Annotated in this window: 23 protein-coding genes; 13 read left to right on the top strand and 10 right to left on the bottom strand. The window is 70.0% G+C overall.

The features are described from left to right. The first annotated feature begins 79 nt into the window (after positions 1-79). Both H5T77_RS19035 and H5T77_RS19030 read left to right on the top strand, forming a co-directional pair. Positions 80-1,363, top strand: coding sequence for a thymidine phosphorylase (locus H5T77_RS19035; RefSeq protein ID WP_292651903.1), 1,284 nt, complete (start codon positions 80-82; stop codon positions 1,361-1,363). 66 nt (positions 1,364-1,429) lie between these two features. Further along, the gene (locus H5T77_RS19030) at positions 1,430-2,473 is read left to right on the top strand and encodes a S66 family peptidase (protein ID WP_292651901.1); all 1,044 of its coding nucleotides are present in this window, start codon (positions 1,430-1,432) and stop codon (positions 2,471-2,473) included. 149 nt (positions 2,474-2,622) lie between these two features. On the opposite strand, the gene H5T77_RS19025 is transcribed toward H5T77_RS19030, so the two are convergent. Beyond that, complete coding sequence (locus tag H5T77_RS19025; RefSeq protein WP_292651899.1) at positions 2,623-3,078, bottom strand: MaoC family dehydratase; 456 nt, start codon at positions 3,076-3,078, stop codon at positions 2,623-2,625. Between the two features lie 36 nt (positions 3,079-3,114). On the opposite strand from H5T77_RS19025, the gene H5T77_RS19020 reads away from it, so the two are divergent. Then, a complete protein-coding gene (locus tag H5T77_RS19020) occupies positions 3,115-4,194 on the top strand; it encodes an adenosine deaminase (protein ID WP_292651897.1) in 1,080 nt (359 codons plus the stop codon). Here H5T77_RS19020 and H5T77_RS19015 read toward each other — a convergent pair. Both H5T77_RS19015 and deoC read right to left on the bottom strand, forming a co-directional pair. Continuing rightward, on the bottom strand, positions 4,169-4,780 hold the full coding sequence (locus H5T77_RS19015; RefSeq protein WP_292651895.1) for an ATP-binding protein: 612 nt from the start codon (positions 4,778-4,780) through the stop codon (positions 4,169-4,171). The two genes, H5T77_RS19020 and H5T77_RS19015, sit on opposite strands and share 26 nt — an antisense overlap. A 30-nt stretch (positions 4,781-4,810) precedes the next feature. Then, positions 4,811-5,482, bottom strand: a complete 672-nt coding sequence (gene deoC / locus H5T77_RS19010; protein WP_292651893.1) for a deoxyribose-phosphate aldolase — start codon at positions 5,480-5,482, stop codon at positions 4,811-4,813. A 32-nt stretch (positions 5,483-5,514) separates the two neighbouring features. Between deoC and H5T77_RS19005 the strand changes: the two genes are divergently transcribed. Next, positions 5,515-6,081 (top strand): hypothetical protein, encoded by a 567-nt coding sequence (locus tag H5T77_RS19005; protein WP_292651892.1) that lies wholly within the window; start codon positions 5,515-5,517, stop codon positions 6,079-6,081. A 144-nt stretch (positions 6,082-6,225) separates the two neighbouring features. Here the strand turns inward: H5T77_RS19005 and H5T77_RS19000 are convergent, their stop codons facing one another. Genes H5T77_RS19000 through H5T77_RS18990 form a run of 3 tightly spaced genes read right to left on the bottom strand, consistent with a single transcriptional unit; the run spans position 6,226 to position 9,212 of the window. Then, positions 6,226-7,878, bottom strand: a complete 1,653-nt coding sequence (locus H5T77_RS19000) for a phospho-sugar mutase (protein WP_292651890.1) — start codon at positions 7,876-7,878, stop codon at positions 6,226-6,228. A gap of 34 nt (positions 7,879-7,912) precedes the next feature. Then, entirely contained in the window at positions 7,913-8,710 is a 798-nt protein-coding gene (locus H5T77_RS18995) for a purine-nucleoside phosphorylase (protein ID WP_292651888.1), read from the bottom strand. Positions 8,711-8,759: 49 nt separating this feature from the next. Beyond that, positions 8,760-9,212, bottom strand: a complete 453-nt coding sequence (locus tag H5T77_RS18990) for a gamma-glutamylcyclotransferase family protein (protein ID WP_292651887.1) — start codon at positions 9,210-9,212, stop codon at positions 8,760-8,762. Between the two features lie 73 nt (positions 9,213-9,285). On the opposite strand from H5T77_RS18990, the gene lpdA reads away from it, so the two are divergent. Next, on the top strand, positions 9,286-10,686 hold the full coding sequence (gene lpdA, locus H5T77_RS18985) for a dihydrolipoyl dehydrogenase (RefSeq protein WP_292651885.1): 1,401 nt from the start codon (positions 9,286-9,288) through the stop codon (positions 10,684-10,686). Positions 10,687-10,772: 86 nt separating this feature from the next. Here lpdA and H5T77_RS18980 read toward each other — a convergent pair whose 3' ends face one another. Continuing rightward, a complete protein-coding gene (locus H5T77_RS18980) occupies positions 10,773-11,306 on the bottom strand; it encodes a TetR/AcrR family transcriptional regulator (protein WP_292651883.1) in 534 nt (177 codons plus the stop codon). A 121-nt stretch (positions 11,307-11,427) separates the two neighbouring features. Here H5T77_RS18980 and H5T77_RS18975 point away from each other — a divergent pair, with 121 nt between their 5' ends. From H5T77_RS18975 to erm, 3 genes are all read left to right on the top strand, one after another. Beyond that, complete coding sequence (locus tag H5T77_RS18975; RefSeq protein WP_292651882.1) at positions 11,428-11,967, top strand: DinB family protein; 540 nt, start codon at positions 11,428-11,430, stop codon at positions 11,965-11,967. A 35-nt stretch (positions 11,968-12,002) separates the two neighbouring features. Continuing rightward, positions 12,003-13,403, top strand: a complete 1,401-nt coding sequence (locus tag H5T77_RS18970) for an NAD(P)H-quinone dehydrogenase (protein ID WP_292651880.1) — start codon at positions 12,003-12,005, stop codon at positions 13,401-13,403. Positions 13,404-13,662: 259 nt separating this feature from the next. Continuing rightward, on the top strand, positions 13,663-14,424 hold the full coding sequence (gene erm / locus H5T77_RS18965) for a 23S ribosomal RNA methyltransferase Erm (protein ID WP_292651878.1): 762 nt from the start codon (positions 13,663-13,665) through the stop codon (positions 14,422-14,424). 118 nt (positions 14,425-14,542) lie between these two features. Here erm and H5T77_RS18960 read toward each other — a convergent pair whose 3' ends face one another. Both H5T77_RS18960 and H5T77_RS18955 read right to left on the bottom strand, forming a co-directional pair. After that, positions 14,543-17,920 carry a pyruvate carboxylase gene (locus tag H5T77_RS18960; protein ID WP_292651876.1) on the bottom strand — a complete coding sequence of 1,126 codons (3,378 nt, stop codon included), beginning with the start codon at positions 17,918-17,920 and terminating at the stop codon, positions 14,543-14,545. A 263-nt stretch (positions 17,921-18,183) separates the two neighbouring features. After that, positions 18,184-19,089 carry a LysR family transcriptional regulator gene (locus H5T77_RS18955; RefSeq protein WP_292651875.1) on the bottom strand — a complete coding sequence of 302 codons (906 nt, stop codon included), beginning with the start codon at positions 19,087-19,089 and terminating at the stop codon, positions 18,184-18,186. Between the two features lie 94 nt (positions 19,090-19,183). Here H5T77_RS18955 and H5T77_RS18950 point away from each other — a divergent pair, with 94 nt between their 5' ends. Both H5T77_RS18950 and H5T77_RS18945 read left to right on the top strand, forming a co-directional pair. Continuing rightward, positions 19,184-20,572: an MFS transporter gene (locus tag H5T77_RS18950; RefSeq protein WP_292651873.1), complete on the top strand. Its 1,389-nt coding sequence runs from the start codon at positions 19,184-19,186 to the stop codon at positions 20,570-20,572. Beyond that, a complete protein-coding gene (locus tag H5T77_RS18945) occupies positions 20,572-21,357 on the top strand; it encodes a 3-hydroxybutyrate dehydrogenase (protein WP_292651871.1) in 786 nt (261 codons plus the stop codon). The genes H5T77_RS18950 and H5T77_RS18945 overlap by 1 nt, the downstream gene beginning before the upstream one ends. Positions 21,358-21,369: 12 nt before the next feature. On the opposite strand, the gene H5T77_RS18940 is transcribed toward H5T77_RS18945, so the two are convergent. Further along, positions 21,370-22,299, bottom strand: a complete 930-nt coding sequence (locus H5T77_RS18940; protein WP_292651869.1) for an NAD-dependent epimerase/dehydratase family protein — start codon at positions 22,297-22,299, stop codon at positions 21,370-21,372. A 149-nt stretch (positions 22,300-22,448) separates the two neighbouring features. Between H5T77_RS18940 and H5T77_RS18935 the strand changes: the two genes are divergently transcribed. The 3 genes from H5T77_RS18935 to H5T77_RS18925 are packed head-to-tail and all read left to right on the top strand — an operon-like array spanning position 22,449 to position 24,045. Beyond that, the gene (locus tag H5T77_RS18935; RefSeq protein WP_292651867.1) at positions 22,449-23,144 is read left to right on the top strand and encodes a TetR/AcrR family transcriptional regulator; all 696 of its coding nucleotides are present in this window, start codon (positions 22,449-22,451) and stop codon (positions 23,142-23,144) included. Continuing rightward, the gene (locus tag H5T77_RS18930; protein ID WP_292651865.1) at positions 23,141-23,671 is read left to right on the top strand and encodes a helix-turn-helix domain-containing protein; all 531 of its coding nucleotides are present in this window, start codon (positions 23,141-23,143) and stop codon (positions 23,669-23,671) included. The genes H5T77_RS18935 and H5T77_RS18930 overlap by 4 nt, the downstream gene beginning before the upstream one ends. Then, on the top strand, positions 23,668-24,045 hold the full coding sequence (locus tag H5T77_RS18925; RefSeq protein ID WP_292651863.1) for a HepT-like ribonuclease domain-containing protein: 378 nt from the start codon (positions 23,668-23,670) through the stop codon (positions 24,043-24,045). The genes H5T77_RS18930 and H5T77_RS18925 overlap by 4 nt, the downstream gene beginning before the upstream one ends. Positions 24,046-24,199 lie beyond the last annotated feature (154 nt).

The following is a 24,199-nucleotide window of genomic DNA, read 5'->3' as shown; positions in this document are numbered from 1 at the left end:
CGACCACTTCTCCGGTCGGTCGTCGGCCGGGGGCGGCGTCCGGTGGGAACCTGCGGGTCTCTCGCCTTACGCTGTCCGCATGGCGGAACATGATGCGGTCGAGGTGATCCTCGCCAAGCGCGACGGTGGCGAGCTGAGCGACTCGCAGATCGACTGGATGATCAAGGCCTACACGGCCGGGGACGTGGCCGAGGAGCAGATGTCGGCCCTCAACATGGCGATCCTGCTCAACGGGATGTCCCGGCGCGAGATCGCGCGGTGGACGGCGGCGATGATCGCCTCGGGGGAGCGGATGTCGTTCTCCTCCCTGGACCGGCCGACCGCCGACAAGCACTCCACCGGCGGCGTGGGCGACAAGATCACGCTGCCGCTGGCGCCGCTGGTCGCCGCGTGCGGCGTCGCGGTGCCGCAGCTGTCCGGTCGCGGTCTCGGTCACACCGGTGGCACGCTCGACAAGCTCGAGTCGATCCCCGGGTGGCGGGCCTCGCTGTCCAACGAGGAGATGATGGCCCAGCTCGGCTCGGTCGGCGCGGTGATCTGCGCGGCCGGTGAAGGGCTCGCTCCGGCCGACCGCAAGCTCTACGCGCTGCGCGACGTCACCGGCACCGTCGAGGCGATCCCGCTGATCGCCTCCTCGATCATGTCCAAGAAGATCGCCGAGGGCACCGGTGCGCTGGTGCTCGACGTCAAGGTCGGAGCCGGCGCGTTCATGAAGACGCTGCCGTCCGCGCAGGAGCTCGCGCGCACCATGGTCGACCTCGGCACCGATGCCGGCGTCAACACGGTCGCGCTCGTGACCGACATGGCCACGCCGCTCGGCCTGACCGCGGGCAACGCGATCGAGGTCGCGGAGTCCGTCGAGGTCCTCGCCGGCGGCGGCCCTGCCGACGTCGTCGAGCTCACCGTCGCGCTGGCCCGGGAGATGCTCGCCGCAGCCGGTGTCTCCGGCCCGGACCCGGCCGACATGCTCGCCTCCGGCAAGGCCATGGACTCCTGGCGGGCGATGATCTCTGCCCAGGGCGGCGATCCGTCGGCGCCGCTGCCGGTCGCCCGCGAGACCCACGTCGTCACCGCACCGACCTCCGGTGTGCTCACCCGGCTCGACGCGATGGCCGTCGGGCTCGCCGCGTGGCGGCTCGGCGCAGGGCGGGCGCGCAAGGAGGACCAGGTCCAGGCCGGAGCCGGGGTCACCTGGCACGCTCGCCCGGGCGACGAGGTGACCGCCGGCGCGCCGCTGTTCACGCTCCACACCGACACGCCTGAGCGGTTCGACCGTGCGCTCGCGGCGCTCGAGGGTGGCTACGAGATCGGGGACGGGGCGGCGTACGAGGCGACGCCGCTGATCCTCGACCGCATCGGCTGACGATCGACCAGCGAGGTGCCGGATAACCGTTCGCTTCCCACTCCGCCGGACCGCCAGACTTCGGCCATGAAGATCGTCAAGCCACCCAAGGCCGTCGCGGGCGACAAGGTCGCCGTGCTCTCACCCTCGTTCGCTGCGCCCGGGGTGGCGCCGGCGATCCACGAGCAGGCGATGGCGCGACTGGCCGAGGTGACCGGGTTGGTGCCGGTCGAGTATCCGACGACCCGGAAGCTGGGCGCCACGGCGCAGGAGCGTGCGGCGGACGTGAACGCCGCGTTCGCCGACCCGGAGATCCGGGCGGTGCTGGCGACCATCGGTGGCGAGGACCAGATCACCGTGATCTCGCATCTCGACGCCGACCTCCTGAGAGCCGACCCGAAGCCGTTCCTGGGCTACAGCGACAACACCAACCTGCTCAACTGGCTGTGGACCAACGGGGTCGCCGGCTTCTACGGCGGCTCGACCCAGGTCCACCTCGGCCCCGGCCCGGGTCTCGACCCGATCCACGAGGCCTCGCTCAAGGCGGCTCTCCTCACCGGCGGAACCCTGGAGATCACCGAGCCGGGCGAGTCCGAGGACATCGGCCACGACTGGCAGGACCCGCGCGCGCTGACCGAGTACGGCGAGCGCGAGGCGACCGACCCCTGGACCTGGGCAGGCCCTGTACGGAAGATCACGGGCCCCACCTGGGGCGGCTGCATCGAGGTCCTCGAGTGGGCGCTGACCGCCGGACGCTTCCCGGCCGACCCAGCGGTGCTGGAAGGCGGCGTACTCCTCCTGGAGAGCTCCGAGGAGCGCATCCCGGCGCGGGAGTTCGCCTGGATCACCCGCTCGCTGGGCGAGCGAGGGCTGCTCGAGGCGATCGACGCGGTCGTCGTCGCGCGACCGCCGACATCAGACTTCCAACACCGCCCGAGTGCTGAGGAGCGCGCCGCCAAGCGCGCCGAGCAGCGCGACGCGGCCATCGAGACGGTCGCCCGCTACAACCCCGACGCGGTGGTCGTCGTCGGCCCGCCGTTCGGGCACACCCGGCCGCAGTGGATCGTGCCGTACGGTGGCGAGATGACCGTCGACGGCACGACCCAGCGACTCTGGGCCGACTACTCCTGAGCCGGCCGTTGGTCGAGCCGGGAGGCCGCCTGCGGCCGAGCGTGTCGAGACCAACACGGTTCCAGCGGCGCTCGAATACGACTGTGTTGGTCTCGACACGCCTCCGCCTAGTGGCTCCGAGGTCTGAACGAAGTGGCCTTCGACCAGCGTCAGGACTCCAGGAGCAGGACGACCGACTCCGCGACACATGCGGGCTTGTCGGCACCTTCGATCTCGATGACGGTCTTGATGACGAGCTGCAGACCGGTCGGGAGCTCGGTGACCTCGCCGAAGGCGACGGCCGCGCGGACGCGGGAACCGACCAGAACCGGGGTGGGGAACCGGACCTTGTTGAGGCCGTAGTTGAGCTTCGCGCCCGGGGTCTCCAGGGAGTAGACGCTCTGACCGAGGTAGGGGAGGAGGGACAGGGTGAGGTAGCCGTGAGCGATGGTGCCCCCGAACGGACCCTCCTTGGCCCGTGACTCGTCCACGTGGATCCACTGGTGGTCACCAGTGGAGTCGGCGAACGCGTTGACGCGGTCCTGGTCGACCTGGAGCCATTCTCCGGTGCCGATCTCGGTACCGGCCGCGGCGGAGACTTCTTCGAGAGAGGTGAATGTGCGCACAGCCCGGAATCTAGCCTGATGCGGAACAATGGGCCCATGAAACCGTCCGACATGCAGATCAAGGCCGCCCCGAAGGTGCTGCTCCACGACCACCTCGACGGCGGTCTACGCCCCTCCACGATCGTCGAGCTCGCCGCCGAGGTGGGTCACCAGCTTCCGGAGGGCACCCAGCACGACCCGGTCGCGCTGGAGGAGTGGTTCGTCACCAGCGCCGACTCCGGCTCGCTGGAGCGCTACCTCGACACGTTCGCGCACACGCTGGCGGTGCTGCAGACGCTGCCCGCGCTGACCAGGGTGGCCCGCGAGTGCGTCGAGGACCTGGCCGAGGACGGGGTGGTCTATGCCGAGGTCCGCTGGGCGCCGGAGCTCCACGTGGCCAACGGCCACGAGCTGGACGAGGTCGTCTCGGCCGTCCAGGCCGGGTTCGACGAGGGGATGGCGGCGGTCGCGACCACGGGCCGGAAGATCGTCGTACGCCAGCTGCTGACCGCCATGCGTCAGGCCGCTCGCGCCGCCGAGATCGCCGAGCTGGCGGTCACCTGGCGCGACCGCGGGGTGGCCGGGTTCGACATCGCCGGGCCGGAGAAGGGCTTCCCGCCGAGCCGGTTCCTGGCGGCGTTCGAGCAGCTGGCCGCCGATAACATGCGCTTCACCATCCACGCCGGCGAGGGCTTCGGGCTGCCGTCGATCTGGGAGGCCGTCCACCCGTGCGGGTGCGACCGACTCGGCCACGGGGTGCGGATCGTCGACGACATCACCGTCGAGGAGGGCGCGGCGCCGCGGCTCGGCAGACTCGCTGCGTACGTTCGGGACCGGCGGATCCCGCTCGAGCTCTGCCCGCGCTCCAACGTGCAGACCGGGGCCGTGAAGTCGATCGCCGAGCACCCGATCGGGCTCCTCTACGACCTCGGGTTCCGGGTCACCATCAACACCGACAACCGGCTGATGTCACGCACCTCGATGACCTCCGAGATGACCGGCATCGTCGAGGCCTTCGGCTGGGGCCTTCCCGAGCTCCAGCGGCTGACGACCAACGCGATGAAGTCCGCGTTCATCCCCTACGACGAGCGGGTCGACCTGATCCACGAGATCAAGGACGCGTACGCAGCCCTGTGAGTCGCTCGATGGCGGTGTAGCCGTGCTTCGGGTAGACCGCGGTGCAGCCCTTGGCGACCGCGTCCGCGACCACCTGCGGCTGCGCACGCATCAGCGCCAGGCCCCGCTTGACCAGCACAGACGGGGGTTTGCGGTGTTCGCGGAGATCGCGGGTGAGGCGGCGCCAGAAGGTCACCGTCGGGGACTGGGTGACGCAGTAGGCAGCACCCAGCAGCCCCGTGGTGCGGCAGTCGGCCACGATGTCCTGGGCGAAGATCCCCTCGGCGAGGAAGAACGGTTCCTCGCCGAGGGTCAGGGTCTGCCAGCCGGTGCGGCCGTCGTGAGCGATGTCATAGACCGGCACGTCCGCGGTGCCCGTCTCGCAGAGCTCGGCGATCGTCTTCAACGCGTCTTCGGGGAGCCAGGAGCCGGGGTGGTCCCAGTCGACCAGGCCCGCGTTGGGGCCCTCGGTGATGCGGGGGAGCGAGGGGTCGGAGCCGTCCTTGTAGAAGTCGTCCAACCGGAGGACCGGCAGGCCCAGCCGCTCGGCTAGGCGGGACTTCCCGGCGCCCGAAGGGCCGGCGAGGACGATGACCTGAGCACGCACCGGCGCATTCTCCCCTGTCCCTGGCCGAAGTCAGTAGCCGGCGGCCGACCCCGGCGCCCCGGCGAGCAGCGCGCGCGAGCCCGAGACCCCGAGCCTGGACGCTCCGGCGTCGATCATCTGCTCGGCCTGCTCCATGGTGCGCACCCCGCCCGAGGCCTTGACCCCGATGTCGGGGCCGACGGTCTTGCGCATCAGCTCCACCGCGTGGACGCTGGCACCGCCGGCGGGGTGGAAGCCGGTGGAGGTCTTCACGAAGTCGGCACCCGCGCGCACTGCTGCCTGGCACACGCCCACGATCTCGTCGTCCTCGAGCGCAGCGGACTCGATGATCACCTTGAGGACGGTGGGGGCGGCGACCGCCGCACGGACCGCGGCGACGTCGGCCTCGACATCGGTGTAGCGCTTCTCCTTCGCGGCCCCGACGTCGATGACCATGTCGATCTCGTCGGCACCGGACTCGACCGCCTCAGCCGCCTCGGCGGCCTTGATCGAGGAGGTGTGCTTGCCGCTGGGGAAGCCGCACACGACGGCGATCTTGAGCTCGGCCGGAGCGTTGACCGGGAGCATCGACGGCGAGACGCACACCGAGTAGGTGCCGAGCTCGGCGGCCTCCAGGATCAGCGCCTCGACGTCGGCGCGGGTCGCCTCGGGCTTGAGGAGGGTGTGGTCGATCAGCTTCGCGATGTCAGAGGCGTTAGGCACGTGTTCAGCATACGAGGGCTAAGGTGTGCGCCGTGAATGACGATCAGCCCGAGGAGTGGTTCCGCAACTCCAGCAGCACCGTATGGGGTCTCCTCTCGATGGGGACCGCGCTCGCGGTGATCGTGCTCGACGCGGTCACCGGCTGGCACCTCGAGACGACGGTTGGCGGCCTGCTCTTCGCGCTGGTGGCGTACGCCGCGTTCATCCGCACGAAGGTCGGGGTCAGCAAGGGCGACTTCGTCCTGCACCACCTCTACTCGACCGTGCGCTTCCCGATGGCTGCGCTGGAGCGCGTCTCGGTCGGCCGCACCCTCGGCGCCTACTCGGGCGGCCGCACCTACGTCAGTGGTGCCGTCGGCCGTCCGCTGCGCGAGGCGGTCAAGAAGAACCGGGACCACATGCCGCTGACCAACCACGCCGACTTCATCGAGGAGCGGCTCAACTCGCTGGCGCAGGACGCGCGCGACCGGCGCCGGATCAAGCAGGACTCCGACGAGCAGTTCGCCCTCGCCGAGGACGTACGCCGCAGCTGGGACTGGCCGCTGATCGCCGTCACCGCCGCGGTGGCCGTCGTCTTCGTGGTCCTGCTCGTGATCTAGCCGCCCAGGCGCCGAACCGGCACATCCTGACCGAATTCCCCGTTGAGTCGGCTCGTCCTGACAAGATCCAGCGCCGAGTCGGCTCGTCATGACGAGCCGACTCGGCGAAAAGTCGTAAGTTTGCGCCGACTCGGCAGGGCGCGTCTAGAGACCGAGGGCGGCGCGGATGTCGACCTTGAGCGCCCCGAGCGCGATCTCGGCGCCGGCTCGCGCCTGCGCCAGCGCGGAGGCGTCGGCGACCGGCTGGACGACCTCGAGGTAGCACTTGATCTTGGGCTCGGTGCCGCTGGGCCGCACGATCACCCGTGACCCGCCGGCCAGCCGATAGCGGACCCCGTCGGTCGGCGGCAGCCCGCCCTCGCCGAGGGCCAGATCGTCCATCTGCAGCACCGCGGACCCGGCGAGCGCGGTGACGGGGCGGTCGCGGAGCCGCTGCATCCCGGCGGCGATCTGAGCCGGGTCCTCGAGCCGGATGGAGAGCTGTGAGGTCGCGTGCAGGCCGTGCGCGACCGCGAGCTCGTCGAGCAGGTCGGCCAGGTCGCGCCCCTCCGCCTTCAGCGAGGCCGCGAGCTCGCACAGGAGCAGCAGCGCCGAGATGCCGTCCTTGTCGCGGACGTGCTCGGGGTCGACGCAGTAGCCCAACGCCTCCTCGTAGCCGAAGGCGAGGCCAGGCGCGCGCGAGATCCACTTGAAGCCGGTGAGCGTCTCGGCGTAGGGCTGCCCGGCGGCCTCCGCGATCTTCCCGAGCAGGGAGGAGGAGACGATCGAGGCGGCGTACGTCCCGGTGACACCCTTGCGGATCAGATGGGTCGCCAGCAGCGCGCCGATCTCGTCACCGGTCAGCATCCGCCACTTCTTACTGGCCACCGGGATCGCGGCTGCGCAGCGGTCTGCGTCCGGGTCGTTGGCGATGACCAGGTCGACGCCCTTCTTGCTCGCCAGCGCGATCGCCCGGTCCATCGCGCCGGGCTCTTCGGGGTTGGGGAAGGCGACGGTCGGGAACTCGGGGTCCGGCCGCTCCTGCTCCTTGACGACGTCCGGCGCGGGGAAGCCGGCGAACTTCATCGCCAGCTGCACCAGGTCGCCGCCGACACCGTGCAGCGGCGTGTAGACGGTCGTGAGGTCGCGAGCACCGCCCTCGTCGAGCAGCCCGACGACCGTGTCGAGATAGCTGTCGACCAGATCCTCGCTGATCGTGCGCCCAGGGACGCCCCGGGTGACCGAGCTGATCTTGTCGACCGCCGCGATCCGCTTCGCGATCTCGGCATCCGCCGGCGACACGATCTGCGAGCCGTCGCCGAGGTAGACCTTGTAGCCGTTGTCCTGCGGCGGGTTGTGGCTGGCCGTCACCATCACCCCGGCGCTCGCGTCGAGAGCCTTGACGGCGTACGCCAGGACCGGTGTCGGCAGCGAACGCGGCATCACCAGCGCGTGGAGACCCGCTCCGGTCATCACCTCGGCGGTGTCGAGGGCGAAGACGTCGGAGTTGTGCCGGGCGTCGTAGCCGATCACCACCGGCCCCTGCGAGCCGGTGGCGAGGAGGTAGCGGGCCAGTCCTGCGGCGGCCTTGATGACGACCACCCGGTTCATCCGGTTGGGCCCGGCGCCGAGCGCTCCTCGGAGTCCGGCGGTGCCGAACTGGAGCGTGCCCGAGAACCTGTCGGCCAGCTCGGCGACAGCACCCGGGTCGGTGGAGGTCAGCAGGCTCTCGAGCTCGACTCGGGTCTGCTCGTCGGGGTCGCCGGCGAGCCATTCCCGTGCCATGACCACGAGCGCGGACTGGTCGGTGGGGATCATGGATCTGACCCTAGGTCATCATCTGCCCGGAGGCTCAGATCTTGGGCACCAGGTCGCTGAGGAGCGCGCCCATCCGGGTGGCGGCGTTGCGGCCGGCCTCCAGGACCTCGGCGTGGTCGAGCGGCTGGTCGGAGATGCCGGCGGCCAGGTTGGTGACCAGCGAGATCCCGAGGATCTCCATCCCGGCCTCACGGGCTGCGATCGCCTCGAGAGTGGTCGACATGCCGACCAGGTCGCCGCCGAGGATCCCGGCCATCTTCACCTCGGCCGGGGTCTCGTAGTGGGGGCCGGTGAACTGGACGTACACGCCCTCGTCCAGGGAGGAGTCGACCTGCTTGGCCAGGTCACGTAGACGCGCCGAGTAGAGGTCGGTGAGGTCGACGAAGTTCGCGCCGACCAGCGGCGAGGACGCGGTGAGGTTGATGTGGTCCTTGATCAGGACCGGAGTGCCGGGGGACCACGACGGGTTGAGGCCGCCGCAGCCGTTGGTGAGGACCATGGTCGAGCAGCCCGCGGCCGCGGCGGTGCGGACCGGGTGCACGACCGCGGCGACGCCCTTGCCCTCGTAGAAGTGGGTGCGGCTGAGGAAGAGGAGCAGGTTGCGGCCGTTGGCCGCCCGGATGGAGCGGATCTTGCCGCTGTGACCGGCGACGGCGGCGGCGCTGAAGCCGGGCAGGTCGGTGGTCGAGATCTCGGTGTAGTCCTCGCCGAGCGCGTCGGCGGCGGGAAGCCAGCCCGAGCCCAGCACCAGCGCGATGTCGTGCTTCTCGATGCCGGTCTTCTCCGCGAGCGCGGCGGCGGCTTCCTTGGCGAGTTCGTAAGGCGTGGTCACTCGCTGAGTTTAGACCTGGTCTCGACGACCTCGGCCACCGCCAGGAGCCTCAGTCGTTGGACCGGCAGGGCCTCGTACGCAGCGCGTGCACGTAGTCGTCCGGCGCTCCGGCCGCCTCGGCGGCATCGGCCAGCGCGCCCAGGTAGCGGGCATCCGGGATCCCACCCTCGTACGTGTCGAGCACATAGGCCTCGCAGAGCAGGTCCTCGGCGAGGGCGGAGATCCGCACCTTGGTCTTGAAGTAGAGGCCGATGTCGGCCAGCTCCCACTTCTCCAGCGCGTCCATGTCCTGGTCGACGACGTCGTAGACGGCGACGAAGACCTGCTCGAACGGATCCTGGACGATGGTGACCATCGGCCCCTCGCCCATGGTGTTGTCCTCGCCGCCGAAGGTGAGTCGCCACCCGCTGAGCCAGCCGGTGGTCCGCAGCGGTGAATGCGGGCAGCGCTCGCTCATCACCGCAGGGTCGAGGTTGACGCCGTAGGCCGCGTAGAGAGTCACAGAACACGAGGTTACCGCTCAGTCGCTGGCCCGACTGGGATCTGTGTGTTATCCGCGGTCTACCCTTGGGTGCGTGACCCACTTTGATGTTCTCGTCCTCGGCGCTGGCCCCGGTGGCTACGTCGCCGCCATCCGTGCCGCTCAGCTCGGCAAGTCCGTCGCCGTCGTCGAAGACAAGTACTGGGGCGGCGTCTGCCTCAACGTCGGGTGCATCCCGTCCAAGGCGCTGCTGCGCAACGCCGAGATCGCGCACATCATCACCCACGAGAAGAAGACCTTCGGGATCTCGGGTGACGCGACCATGGACTTCGGCGCGACCTGGAAGCGCAGCCGCAGCGTCGCGGACGCGAGCGCCAAGGGCGTGCACTACCTGATGAAGAAGAACAAGATCACCGAGATCGACGGCTGGGGCACCCTGACGGGGCCGAAGGCGATCGCCGTCAAGGGCAAGGACGGCGCCTCGACCGACTACACCTTCGACAACCTCATCATCGGCACCGGCGCGACCGTCCGCTCGGTCCCGGGTGTCGTGCCCAACGAGCAGAACATCGTGACCTACGAGGAGCAGATCCTCACCGAGGAGCTGCCGGGCTCGATCATCATCGGCGGCTCGGGCGCGATCGGCGTCGAGTTCGCCTACGTGCTGAAGAACTTCGGCGTGGACGTCACGATCGTCGAGTTCCTCGACCGGATGGTGCCGACCGAGGACGCCGACGTGTCCAAGGAGCTGCTGCGTCAGTACAAGAAGCTCGGCGTCAACGTGATGCTCTCGACCGCGGTCAAGGGCGCCGAGGACACCGGGTCCGGCGTGAAGGTCACGGTGGCGCCGGCCGCCGGCGGCGAGGAGCAGGTGATCGAGGCCGACAAGTTCCTGGCGGCCTTCGGGTTCGCGCCGCGGGTCGAGGGCTTCGGCCTCGACAAGGCCGGCGTCGAGCTCACCGACCGGGGCGCGATCGCGGTCGACGCCCGTGGCCGCACCAACGTCGAGGGCATCTACGCCATCGGTGACTGCACCGGCAAGCTGATGCTCGCCCACACCGCCGAGGCGATGGGTGTCGTCGCCGCGGAGACCATCGCGGACGCCGAGACCATGGAGATCAACTTCGACATGATCCCGCGCGCGACGTTCTGCCAGCCGCAGATCGCGTCGTTCGGCTACTCCGAGGCGCAGGCCAAGGAGAAGGGCTACGACGTCAAGACCTCCTCCTTCCCGTTCTCCGCCAACGGCAAGGCCCGGGGCATGGCCGAGGGTGTCGGCTTCGTGAAGATCGTCGCCGACGCCGAGCACAACGAGATCCTCGGCGCCCACATGATCGGCCCCGAGGTCACCGAGCTGCTGCCCGCGCTGACGCTGGCCCAGCAGTGGGACCTGACCGCCGACGAGGTCGCGCGCAACGTCTTCGCCCACCCGACGCTCTCGGAGGCGATGAAGGAAGCCATCGAGGGCATCGCGGGTCACATGATCAACCTCTGATCCGATTGATCCGACGCAAGAGGCCCGGGCCACGCACATCGCGTGGCCCCGGGCCTCTTCGCGTCGGGTCGGCCTGTGTCGATCGGCTAGTGCCCGGGTGCGACCGGGCCGATCTCGAGCCCGAGCAGGGCCCAGGCCCGGCGGACGGTGGCCTCGCGTGCCTCCGGGGTGGGTCCGTGCACCGCGCCGGAAACCATGGCGATGGCCAGCATGATGTCGTCGGTGCTGTGTGTCTCCGTGGGGAGTCGGGCTACGGTGGCGCGTACCCGGTCGGCCAGGTCCTGCGAGCTCTCCTCGCCGCTGATGCGGACGATGCCGATGAAGGCGGTCGAGCGGATCATCTGCCAGGTGACGACACCGAGCACATCGGCCAGCGTCGCATCGGGTCGCGACGCGACCTGCTCGATGTCGCGTACGTTCTCCTCCAGCACGGCCGTGGCGAGGGTGAGCCGGTCGGGGAAGTGGCGGTAGAGGGTGCCTTGGCCGACGCCGGCGCGCTTGGCGACGGCGGACATCGGAGCGTCGAGCCCCTGCTCGGCGAGGATCTCGCGAGCAGCGGTGACCAGCAGGTCGCGGTTGCGCACCGCGTCGCTTCGGGTCTGGTTTGCGGGCCTCGTCACCCCAGCAGGTTATCGGCAGCGGATCCACTGTCGGATCCCGGTTCAATGAGGACGGATTCTGACCTGAATGGGCCATAGCGTCGTAGGTGTCAGAGGGAAACACCATCAAGGAGTCCAAGCCATGACCGCAACCGCAGTGAACGCCACCGCCGACACCACCGCCACGGTGAGCCGCGAGCGGGCCGATCTGCTCGAGACGCTGGGCACCCACCGCGGGTTCCTGCGCCATACCGTCCGCGACCTCACCGACGAGCAGGCGCGGCTCGCCCCGACCGCCTCCGAGCTCAGCCTCGGCGGCCTGATCAAGCATGTCGCTGCCGTCGAGCGAGGGTGGGCCGACTTCATCGTGCGTGGGACGGTGGCGCAAGAGCTCACCCCCGAGAAGTACGCCGAGTTCGCCGCCGACCTCGTCCTCGCCGAGGACGAGACGCTGGCGGGTGTCCTCGAGGCGTACGAGGAGATCGCAGCGGCTACCGACGAGCTGGTGCGGACCGCCGACCTGGACGCGGACCACGCGCTTCCCGAGGCCCCTTGGTTCGAGGCCGGCGAGCGCTGGTCCAACCGCCGCGCGCTCACCCACATCCTGGCCGAGACCGCCCAGCACGCCGGCCACGCGGACATCATCCGGGAGACCATCGACGGTCAGAAGACGATGGGCTGACTCTGCCGCTCCAAGGGCGTGGAAGAATGAGGTCCATGGCGCGGGTGACGATCATTGGTGGGGGTCCAGGCGGATACGAGGCGGCGCTGGTCGCGCAGCAGCTCGGCGCGGAGGTGACGGTCGTCGATCGTGACGGCCTCGGCGGCAGCTCGGTGCTCACCGACTGCGTGCCCAGCAAGACCCTGATCGCCACCGCCGAGCTGATGTCGGACATGACGCTCGCCCGCGACCTGGGCATCCACTTCCGCGACCACCAGGGCGACCCGGCCACCGAGCTCTCCGCCGACCTCGCGCTGGTCAACAAGCGCGTCAAGTCGCTCGCGCTCGCGCAGTCGGGCGACATCGAGGGCCGGCTGACCCGTCGCGGGATCCGGGTCGTCAAGGGCAGCGGGCGCATCGACGCAGACAAGCGTCAGGTGATCGCGACCCTGGCCGAGGACGGCGGCGAGGAGGCCATCGAGAACGACGCGGTCCTGATCGCCACCGGCGCCCGGCCGCGGGTGCTGCCCACCGCGCAGCCCGACGGCGAGCGGATCCTGACCTGGGAGCAGGTCTACGACCTCGACGATCTGCCCGAGCACATGATCGTGGTGGGCTCGGGTGTCACAGGTGTCGAGTTCGCCGGCGCCTACCTCAACCTCGGCTCGCAGGTCACCCTGGTCTCCTCCCGTGATCGTGTCCTCCCGGGTGAGGACGCGGACGCGGCGACCGTCCTCCAGGACGTACTCGAGCGTCAGGGCATGAACATCCTCAGCAAGTCGCGGATGGAGTCGGTGACCCGCTCCGGCGACGTCGTCACCGTGAAGCTGACCGACGGTCGCGAGGTCACCGGCAGCCACTGCATCCTCGCGCTCGGCTCGATCCCCAACACGGAGGGCCTCGGCCTGGAGGAGGCCGGCATCGAGCTCGACGAGGGCGGCTTCATCCGCACCGACAAGGTGTCGCGCACCTCCGCCTACGGCGTGTACGCGGCCGGCGACTGCACCGGCGGCTTCATGCTCGCCTCGACGGCCGCCATGGCCGGCCGGATCGCGATGCGTCACTTCCTCGGTGACGCCGTCATCCCGATGGACCTCAAGGAGGTCGCGGCCAACGTCTTCACCTCGCCCGAGATCGCCACGGTCGGCTACTCCCAGGCTCAGGTCGACTCCGGCGAGGTCGTCGCCGAGACCCTGCGCCTCGACCTCAAGGGCAACGCGCGGGCGAAGATGCAGGGCATCTCCGACGGCTTCGTCAAGCTCATCTCCCGCCCCGGCACCGGCGTCGTCATCGGCGGCGTCGTCGTCGGCCCCCGCGCCTCCGAGCTCATCCACCCGATCGCGCTCGCCGTCTCGACCGGGCTGACCGTCGACCAGATCGCCAACACCTTCACCGTCTACCCGTCGATCTCCGGCTCCACCGCCGAGGTCGCCCGCCGCCTCCACCACGTCGAGTAGTCACTTACGTCGGCCGAGACGTCACTTACGTCGGTCGAGAGGGCACTCGAAAACGGTGTGCGAGCAGTGCAGCGGCTTCGCTACCGTGAGCGCCATGGGTAACTGCTGCATGACGATGTTCGTCCGGATCCGCCGCCGCTGACCGGCGCGGATCTCACCAGACAACTCGTCGCATTCGCGCCGCCACCTGGCAACCCTGCCGGGCGGCTCCGAGTGCTACCCGCATGCCGCCCGGCTCCTTCAGTCTCGAGGAGCATCCATGCCCGACGTACGCCCTGGCCGGCACGAGCTCGGCCAGAACTTTCTCATCGACCGGTCGGTTCTCGACCGGATCGTCCATCTCGTCTCGCAGCGGCAGGGTCCGCTGGTGGAGTGGGGCACCGGCAACGGTGCCGTCACCCTGGCTCTGGCGGAGCTGGGGCGTCCGCTGGAGGGGGTCGAGATCGACTCCCGCCGAGCCGCTGAGCTGGGCCGACGGACCGGTACGCACGTGTGCATCTCCGAGGGCGACATCCTGCGCCACGCGCCACCGCAGAACGCCGTCGTCGTCTCCAACGTCCCGTTCCACCTGACCACGCCGATCCTGCGCCACCTGCTCGCATCAGGGACCTGGCGCCATGCCGTGCTCCTCACCCAGTGGGAGGTCGCCCGTAAGCGTGCAGGCGTCGGTGGCACCACTCAGCTCACCGCGCAGTGGTGGCCGTGGTTCACCTTCACCCTCGACCGCCGGGTCCCGTCGACAGCGTTCCGCCCGCGGCCCAACGTCGACGGCGGGCTGCTGCTCATCGACCGCCGCCGAGAGCCGTTGCTGCCCGACTCGGAGCTCCGCGACTTCCAGTCGTGGGTGGCCACGGTCTTCAGCAGCCGGGGCCGCGGCGTCGCCGAGATCCTGCGCCGCAACGGCGTCCCCGGCGCGCTCGCCGGTCAGATCGCCCGGCGGCGCCGACGTACCCAGTCCCCGGTCCTGCCGCGAGACCTGCGGGCGGATGACTGGGTCGAGGCGTACGCAGCCCGAGCCTAGGCTCGCCGAGAGGTCACGTACGCAGGTCGAGACGTCACTCGCGTCGGCCGAGACGGCATATCGCTGCCATCTCGGCCGACCGAAGTGACGTCTCGACCGACGGGGCTGACGTCTCGGCTCAGCGGAGCACGAGGACCAGGTCGCCGCCGTCGACGGACTGGGTGCCGGAGAAGGCGAGGCGGGAGACGGTGCCGTCGACGGGGGCGGTGATGGCGGCCTCCATCTTCATCGCCTCGATGGTGGCGACGGTGTCGCCGGCCTTGACCGACTCACCGGTCTCGACCGCGACGGTGACAACACCCTGGAACGGTGCTGCGACCTGGCCCGGAACAGCCGGGTCGGCCTTCTCGGCAGCAGCGACCTCGGCGGCGACGGAGCGGTCACGCACCCCGATCGGCCGCAGGTGGCCGTTGATCGTCGCCATGACGGTGCGGATGCCGCGCTCGTCGGGCTCGGAGACGGCGGTGAGTCCGAAGATCACCGTCTTGCCCTCGGAGAGCTCGACGACGTGCTCCTCGCCCTCGCGCATGCCGTAGAGGTAGTCGAGGGTCGAGATCACCGACACGTCGCCCCACTTCGAGCGGGCCTCGGTGAACTCCTTCGTCGGCCCCGGGAAGAGCAGCCGGTTGAGCGTTCCGCGCCGGTCGGAGGCGAGTCCGGCGGCGTCCTCTGCCGACAGGGTCGGCGACGGCTCCTTCCAGGTGCGTCCCGCGATCGCCTTGCCGCGGAACGGCTCGGGCCAGCCTCCCGGCGGGTCGCCGAGCTCTCCGTTGAGGAAGCCGATGACCGAGGCCGGGATGTCGTACGAGGCCGGGTCGGCCTCGAACGCGGCCGGGTCCGCCCCGGCCGCCACGAGCGAGAGCGCAAGGTCGCCGATGACCTTCGAGGACGGGGTGACCTTGGGGACGCGGCCGAGGATCTGGTTGGCCGCGGCGTACATGTCCTCGATCTGCTCGAACTTCTCGCCCAGCCCGAGCGCGATCGCCTGCTGGCGCAGGTTGGAGAGCTGGCCGCCCGGGATCTCGTGGCGGTAGACCCGGCCGGTGGGCGCGGGCAGCCCGGACTCGAAGGGCGCGTAGACGCGGCGTACGGCCTCCCAGTAGGGCTCCAGGGAGTTCACCGCGGCCAACGAGAGGCCCGTGGCGCGCGGCGTGTGGTCGGTCGCCGCCACCAGCGAGGAGAGCGGGGGCTGCGAGGTGGTCCCGGCCATGGACGCGGTCGCGGCGTCGACGGCGTCGACGCCGGCCTCGATCGCGGCCGTCAGCGTGGCCAGCTGGCCACCGGCGGTGTCGTGGGTGTGCAGGTGCACCGGCACGTCGAACCGCGAGCGGAGCGCGGTCACCAGGGTGCGAGCGGCGGGGGCCCGCAGCAGTCCGGCCATGTCCTTGATCGCGAGCACGTGCGCCCCGGCGGAGACGATCTCCTCGGCCAGCCGCAGGTAGTAGTCGAGCGTGTAGAGCTTCTCGTCGGGCGAGGAGAGGTCGCCGGTGTAGCAGAGCGCCACCTCCGCGATGGACGTCCCGGTCGCGCGCACCGCGTCGATCGCCGGCCGCATCTGGGAGACGTCGTTGAGCGCGTCGAAGATCCGGAAGACGTCGATCCCGGTCTCGGCGGCCTCGGAGACGAACGCGTCGGTGACCTCGGTCGGGTAGGGCGTGTAGCCGACCGTGTTGCGGCCGCGCAGCAGCATCTGCAGGTTGACGTTGGGGACCGCCTCGCGCAACGCGGCGAGCCGCTCCCACGGGTCCTCGGAGAGGAAGCGGAGAGCCACGTCGTACGTCGCCCCACCCCATGCCTCCAGCGACCACAGCTGCGGCGTCAGCCGGGCGACATGGCCGGCGACGCCGAGCAGGTCGGTGGTGCGGACCCGGGTCGCCAGCAGCGACTGGTGGGCGTCGCGGAAGGTGGTGTCGGTGACCGCGACCGGCTCCTGGGCGCGCAGTGCGGCGGCGAAACCCTCGGGCCCGAGCTCGCGCAGAAGGTCGCGAGATCCGGCCGGCGGCGCCTCGGAGAGGTCCAGCTTCGGCAGCTTCTCCACCGGGTGGAGCGAGACCGGCGCGGCGCCGTGCGGCTGGTTGACGGTGACGTCGGCGAGATAGGTGAGCAGCTTGGTGCCGCGGTCGCCCGAGGCCCGTGCGGTCAGCAGCTGCGGATGGGTCTCGATGAACGAGGTGGTGATCGACCCGGCGATGAAGTCCGGGTCGTCGAGCAGCGCCTGCAGGAACGGGATGTTGGTCGCGACCCCGCGGATCCGGAACTCCGCCACCGCCCGGCGGGCCCGGGTGACGGCGTCCTCGAAAGTACGCCCGCGGCAGGTCAGCTTGGCGAGCATCGAGTCGAAGTGGGGCGAGACCTCGGCCCCGGCGTACGTAGTGCCGCCGTCGACGCGGATCCCGGCGCCACCGGGGGAGCGGTAGGTGGTGATCATGCCCGTGTCGGGGCGGAAGTTGTTGGCAGGATCCTCGGTGGTGATCCGGCACTGCATCGCCGCGCCGCGCAGCTGCAAGGAGTCCTGGGTGAGCCCCAGGTCGGCCAGGGTCTCGCCGGCGGCGATCCGCATCTGTGAGCGGACCAGGTCGACGTCGGTGACCTCCTCGGTCACGGTGTGCTCGACCTGGATGCGCGGGTTCATCTCGATGAACACGTAGTTGCCGTGCGGGTCGAGCAGGAACTCAACGGTGCCGGCGCAGGAGTAGCCGATCTCCTTGGCGAAGCGCACGGCGTCCGCACACATGCGTTCGCGCAGCTCAGGGTCGAGATTCGGCGCAGGAGCGATCTCGACGACCTTCTGGTGGCGGCGCTGCACCGAGCAGTCGCGCTCGAAGAGGTGGATCACGTTGCCCTCGCCGTCGGCGAGGATCTGCACCTCGATGTGCCGTGGCTCGACCACGGCCTGCTCGATGAAGACGGTGGGGTCACCGAAGGCGGCCTCGCCCTCGCGCATACAGGTCTCGACGGCCTCGCGGAGCTTGTCGGGCGAGTCGACCCGCCGCATGCCGCGACCGCCGCCGCCGGCGACCGCCTTCACGAAGAGCGGGTAGGGCAGGGCGGAAGCGGCGGAGACGAGCGCGTCGACATCGGTGGACGGCTCGACCGACTGCAGAGTCGGTACGCCGGCAGCCTTCGCCGCCGCGATGGCGGTGGCCTTGTTGCCGGTGAGGGTGAGGACCTCCGCCGAGGGCCCGACGAACGTGATCCCCGCCCGGGCACAGGCCTCGGCCAGCGCCGGGTTCTCGGAGAGGAACCCGTAGCCCGGGTAGATGGCGTCCGCGCCACTCTGCTTGGCGACCTCGACGATCGCGTCGGGATCGAGATAGGCCCGGATCGGATGACCGAGCTCTCCGATCTGGTAGGCCTCGTCGGCCTTCAGCCGGTGCTCTGAGCCCCGGTCCTCGTAGGGGAAGACAGCGACCGTCTTGGCCCCGAGCTCAAAGCCAGCACGGAAAGCTCGGATCGCGATCTCGCCGCGGTTGGCAACCAACACCTTCGTGAACATGGCCGACACGCTACCCATCCGAGGAGGGTCGTCCAGGTTATGGGACGTTACCGCCCAGTTGATGGACGCCTTGGCCTGAGAACTGTGCGGATTCGTTGGGGCCGCTGACGGCCCGTGGTCCGTACCCTCAGCGGCATGAAGCCCATGACTCGACAGCGTCGGGGATGCTGCTGATCCCGACGTCGACGCCTGAGCGTGCGAGCTGTGCGACGACCACCTCCCGCAGGCCGACCCACCAACGAATCCGCGAACCGGGCGCGGCGTCACCCACCGAACATGGCGTCCTGCTGCTCGGCCATCTGCTGCCGCAGTCCACCCACGACGGCGGCCACGGCCGGCCGGCGCCACGACTCAGGATGCACGACCGCCCAGTACGGCAGCCGCTGGTTGACCTCCGCGCGGAGCAGCCGGACGAGGTCGGGATGACGGTCGGCCATGAAGCAGGGAAGCAGCCCCAGACCGGCTCCGGCCCGGGTCGCCTCGACGTGCACGAAGACGTTCGTCGAGGTGACCGCGTCGCGGATACCGGGAAGCAGCCGTCGAGGGACGTCGAGGTCGTCGACCTGGAGCATCGAGTCGACGAAGTAGACCAGGCGGTGGCGTACGGCCTCCTCGATCGTGCCGGGGGCGCCGTGACGCTTCAGATAGTCGGGGGAGGCGTAGAGGCCGAGCTCGTACCCGCCCAGGTGCAGCGCCCGGCCGCGGTTGACCGACGGTTCGCCGACGACCACCTCGATGTCGACGCCGGAGCGCTGCTGCGCGGCCTGCCTGGTCACGGTGACGATCTCGACGGCGAGCTCGGGATGGTCCTGCCGCAGCGCGGCGACCGCCGGCGAGGCGACGTATGCAGCGAACCCGTCGGTCGTCGACATCCTGACCACACCGGCCACCGGGTCGGCGGGCTCGTCGCCGGCCAGCCGGGCCAGCGACTCGGCGACTCCCTCGGCGGCCCGCGCCGCGCGCTCGCCCAGAGCGGTCAGGGCCCATCCGTCGGAGCCGCGCACCAGGATCCTGCCGCCGAGGGCGCGCTCGAGGGCGGAGATGTTGCGGCTGACCGTCGTGTGGGTCAGGCCCAGCGAACGGGCGGCGGTGGTGAAGCGGCCGCTGCGCGCCACCTCGAGGAGCACCAGCAGCTGGTCGGCGGAGGGGGCTGGGGAGGAGGTGGGCATCGGCTCACGATATCGCTGGGTGTGCATTTTCGTTCACAGTGTGTGCCAACATGCGCGTTGCAGGCACATTATGAGCGCTGTCACACTCCCAGCCATGTCCACGACACAGCCGGGCGCTACCGCCGCCCCCAACGATTCCCCAGAAAACGGGCAGAGCCTGCTCCGCAGGACCGTGGCGGCCTCCATGGCCGGCACAGTCGTGGAGTGGTACGACTTCTTCCTCTACGCCACCGCCTCGGCGCTCGTCTTCGCCAAGGTGATCATGCCGGCGACCGGCAACGCCTACGACGCGATCATCGCCGCCTTCGTGACCTACGCCATCGGGTTCGTCGCCAGGCCGCTGGGCGGCATCGTCTTCGGCCACATCGGCGACCGCCTCGGCCGCAAGTACACGTTGCAGGTGACGATCATGATGATCGGTGTCGCCACCGTGCTGATGGGGTGCCTGCCGACGTACGACCAGATCGGGCTCGCCGCACCTATCGCCCTAGTGGTGCTGCGGTTCGTGCAGGGGCTCGCTCTGGGCGGTGAGTGGGGCGGCGCCGTCCTGCTGGTCGCTGAGCACGCGCCGGACGACCGGCGGGCGACCTGGGCCGCGTGGCCGCAGGCCGCGGTGCCGGTGGGCAACCTGCTCGCCACGCTGGTGCTCACCGTGATGACCTTCGCGCTCTCCGACGCGGCGTTCCTGGCGTGGGGCTGGCGGGTCGCGTTCTGGCTCTCCGCTGTCGTGGTCGTCGTCGGCTACTACATCCGCCGCTCGGTCACCGACTCGCCGATCTTCGAGGAGGCGAAGGCAGAGCAGGGCGAGGTCGCCTCGGCCGGCTACGGCGTCTTCGAGGTGATCCGCCGCTACCCGCTGGGTGTGGTCAAGGGGATGGGCCTGCGGTTCGCGGAGAACATCATGTACTACCTGGTGGTGTCGTTCTCGATCGTCTACCTGGTCGAGGACCAGAAGATGGACCAGGGCGCGCTGCTCGGCCTGATCGCGATCGCGCACGCCTGCCACTTCTTCTTCATCCTCGGGGTCGGCCGGCTCGCCGACGGCGTGGGCCGCAAGCCGGTCTACCTCGTCGGTGCGGTGCTTGGCGCGACCTGGGGTTTCTGGGCGTTCCCGATGCTCGACACGAAGAACAACGGCGCGATCCTGGCGGCGCTGATCGCCGGTCTGGCGATCCATGCCCTGATGTACTCCACCCAGCCGGCGATCATGGCCGAGATGTTCCCGACCCGGATGCGCTACTCCGGCATCTCGATCTCCTACCAGGTGACCTCGATCTTCGCCGGCTCGCTCGCGCCGCTGGTGGCCATCGCCTGGCTCAAGGACACCGGCACCTGGACCAACACCGCGATCTACCTCGCCGTGGCCGGCATCATCACCGGCCTCGTCGTGCTCACGCTCAAGGAGACCCGGGGCACCTCGCTGCGGGCGCTCGACCGTGCCGACGCCGAGCGCGAGGCCGAGCGCGAGGTGAGCCCGGCGTGATGTCAGCGACGACGGCCCCGGCTTCGGTGGATGCCTCCGGACGTACGCTGCAGGGCCGGCGTGCCCTGGTGACCGGAGGCGCCTCGGGGATCGGCGCGGCGGTGGCCCGTGAGCTCGCCGCCCGTGGCGCGCGGGTCGTCGTCGCCGACCTGGCCGGCGACGCCGCCCATGCCCTGGCCGACGAGATCGGCGGCGAGGCGTGGGCGGTCGACCTGGCCGCCACCGAGGAGCTCGACGACCTCGCTCTGGAGGTCGACATCCTGGTCAACAACGCCGGGATCCAGCGGGTCAGCCCCATCGAGGAGCTCGACCCCGACGACTTCCGCCGGATCCACTCGATCATGCTCGTCGCGCCGTTCCTGCTGGTCAGGGCCGCATTGCCGCACATGTACGCCAACGGCTGGGGTCGCATCATCAACATCTCCTCCGTGCACGGCCTGGTCGGCTCGCCCTTCAAGAGCGCCTACGTGTCGGCCAAGCACGGCCTGGAGGGACTCTCCAAGGTCACCGCGCTGGAGGGTGGCCCGCACGGTGTGACCAGCGTCTGCATCAACCCCGGCTACGTGCGTACGCCGCTGGTGGAGAAGCAGATCGCCGACCAGGCCAAGGTGCACGGCGTCCCGGCCGCCGAGGTCGTCGAGCGGGTGCTGCTGCAGGACGTGGCGGTGAAGCGGCTGGTCGAGCCGGAGGAGGTCGGCTCCCTGGTCGGCTGGCTCACCGGGCCCGACGCCTCGATGGTCTCCGGTGCCTCGTGGGCCATGGACGGTGGCTGGAGCGCCCGATAGCTCCAGGCATGCTCAGGCCTGCTTACGCCACCAGTCCACCGTCGCCTTGGCTCCGGTCTCGATCGGGGTGGGGGACAGGCCGAGCAGGGCCTCGCTTGCCGAGGAGTCCATCACGAACGGCTTGTCGAACTGGAAGACCATCTCGGCCAGCTCTCGCGTCCCGGCGTGCACCGCGCCGATCGACTTGAGCGCCCAGGTTGGGATGCGGCCGACTTTCGGTGCCGGAACGCCGGCGACGTCGGCGTAGAGCTGGACCAGGGCGCGCTGGGAGATCGCAGGTGCTGTGGGGGCGTGCAGGAACGAGTCCCACAGCCTCTCCTCGTCGGCGGCCTTGATCATCGCGGCGCCCAGGTCGGGGACGTACGTCCACGAGTGCGGGGCGTCCGGGTCGCCGAGGACGCGCATGGTGCGGCCGGCGAGGACCGTCGGGACCATGCGCTCGCCGGCGTGGGCGGTGCGCACCAGCGGGCCGTAGAAGTCCGAGGCCGCGACGCTGACCGTCGGGGTCGGGGAGGCGTCGCGGTCGCGGAGCAGCTCGACGCGCACGGCGGGCTTGCCGAAGTCGGCGGTGCGCGGCGTCTGCTCGGTCATCGGTGCGGTGACGCGGCCGTAGGCGTAGAGGCTCTCGGGGAAGACGACCACGGCGCCGGCGCGACCGGCGGCCTCGAGCACGACCTTCTCCGCGCGCGGGAGCTCGGCGCGCCAGGCGTCGGCGGCGTAGGCGCTGCCGTGCATGCAGTGGAAGACGGCGCGTACGCCCTCGGCGGCCTGGGTGATGGTGTCGAGATCCGTGGCGTCGCCGCGAAGGCGCTCGATGCTCGCGTGCACCGGTCCGCTGCCGGAGCGGGTGAGGAGACGTACACGATCTCCGCGGTCGGCGAGCTGCTGGGCGATGGTCGCGCCGACTGGGCCGGCGCCGATGACGAGGTAAGTGCTGTTCATGGCTGTCTCTTTCTTCGGTGGTCGAGCCTGTCGAGACCTGGTTTAGAGAGCAGTGCTCTCGGAATGAGTCTGGCGGGCGATCGTCCAGAAAGCAAGAGCAGTGCTCACTTTTGTTGACATCGCTCTCTTTGGCGAGACACGATGACGCCATGACAGGCACTCCACGTGAACGCGCACGGGCGCAGACCATGGACGAGATCGTCCGGATCGGCCGCGAGCACCTGGCGGTCCACGGCGCAGCCGCGCTCTCGCTGCGCGCGGTCGCCCGTGACCTCGGCGTGGTCTCCTCCGCCGTCTACCGCTACGTGAAGAACCGCGACGAGCTGCTGACGCTGCTGCTCGTCTCGGGGTACGACGAGGTCGGCGATGCCGTCGACGCCGCCGTCGCCGCTGCCCCCGAGGACGACCACCGGGCCCAGTTCCTGGCGCTCGGTCGCGCGGTCAGGACCTGGGCGCTCGCCGAGCCGGCGACGTACGCCCTGCTCTTCGGGTCGCCCGTCCCCGGCTACGCCGCGCCGGACGAGCGCACCAGCGTCCCCGGCACCCGCGTCCCGACCTCGATGCTGCGGCTGTGCGCCGGTGCGCTCGCGGCGGGCCGGCTGACCCTTCCCGAGGGTTCGGAGGAGATCTCGCCCGCGCTCGCGGAGGGCCTGCAGGGCATCCGCGACCAGCTCGGCATCGACCTGCCCGACGAGGCCCTCACTCGCGGCGTACTCGTCTGGACGAGCCTTTTCGGCCGCGTCAGCTTCGAGGTCTTCGGCCAGTTCGGCCCGGACGGCTTCGGCGACCCCGCCGCCCTCTTCGAGCTCCACCTGGCCACGTTGGCCGACGAGCTCGGGTTGTGACGCCATGCGTCTGGTTCGCCGCGCTCGAAAGCCTTGTCGATCGACAAGGTATGCGCGTATACACTGAACATGTGACCGAGACCAAGCGGCTGCGAGTTGAGGCCGGTCTGACTCAGATCGAGGTCTGCGCGCGCACGGGAATCGCCCGGCCGAACCTCTCGGCTTATGAGTCCGGAAGGCGTACGCCGTCGCCGGAGACCCTGGAGCGGATCCGTGCTGCCTGTCGGCGGCGTCCATCTGAGATCGTGGCGGCGAACGTCGAAGAGATCTGGTCGATCGTTCGGCTGCATCACGGTGTTTCTGTGGAGATCTTCGGATCTGCGGCCCGCGGTGACGACCGGTGGGACTCTGACGTCGACCTACTCATCACGCTCGATGATGAGGCGGGAATGCTCGACCTGGTGCGGATGCAACGAGATCTCGAGCGGGCGCTCGGTGTCGAGGTCGACCTCGTTGACCGGGATGCGCTCGACGCTGAGCACAGTCAACGCGACCGCATGGTCCTTGCCGATGCGGTCGGGCTGTGACGGCGGTCGGCCGCGAGCGGCTCGCTGAGCTCTACGGCGATCGGGTTGTCGACGAGCTCGAGTTCCTGCTGCGTACGCTCGATGAGATCGAGCTGGTGATCCAGCGCGGCTGGGATGCCTACGCCGACGACGTGCTGCTTCAACGAGCGGTCGAGGGGTCGGCGAATCGGATCGGTGACACGATCCGCAACAAGGTTCCGGTGAAGCTCCAGAACGACCATCTCGGGGTGGACGCCTGGTCCGAGTGGGTCGACTGGCGGGTGTTCCTTGCGCACCATTACCACCGCGTCGACCCCCGCCGGATCTGGCAGGACATGATCCGCGACGTACCACGGTTCCGGCGGTTCATCGCCGAGGACCTTCTCGGCGACTGATGTCAGTCTCATAGCCGCGGCACGGGGCGTGGGCCCGCTCTGATGAGTTCGGGCAGAGCACCGCGCGCCGTTCGCCGAGTTACCTCGGTCAGCACGCACTTCCTTCGTGGAGTTCCACAAAGGAAGCGGCCGTTCACCGAGGTAACTCGGTAGA

It is taken from the genome of Nocardioides sp. (assembly GCF_014360585.1).
In the GTDB taxonomy this organism is placed as follows: Bacteria; Actinomycetota; Actinomycetes; order Propionibacteriales; family Nocardioidaceae; genus Nocardioides.
Note: the sequence above shows the minus strand (reverse complement) of the source record. Positions and strands in the feature narration are given on the sequence as shown.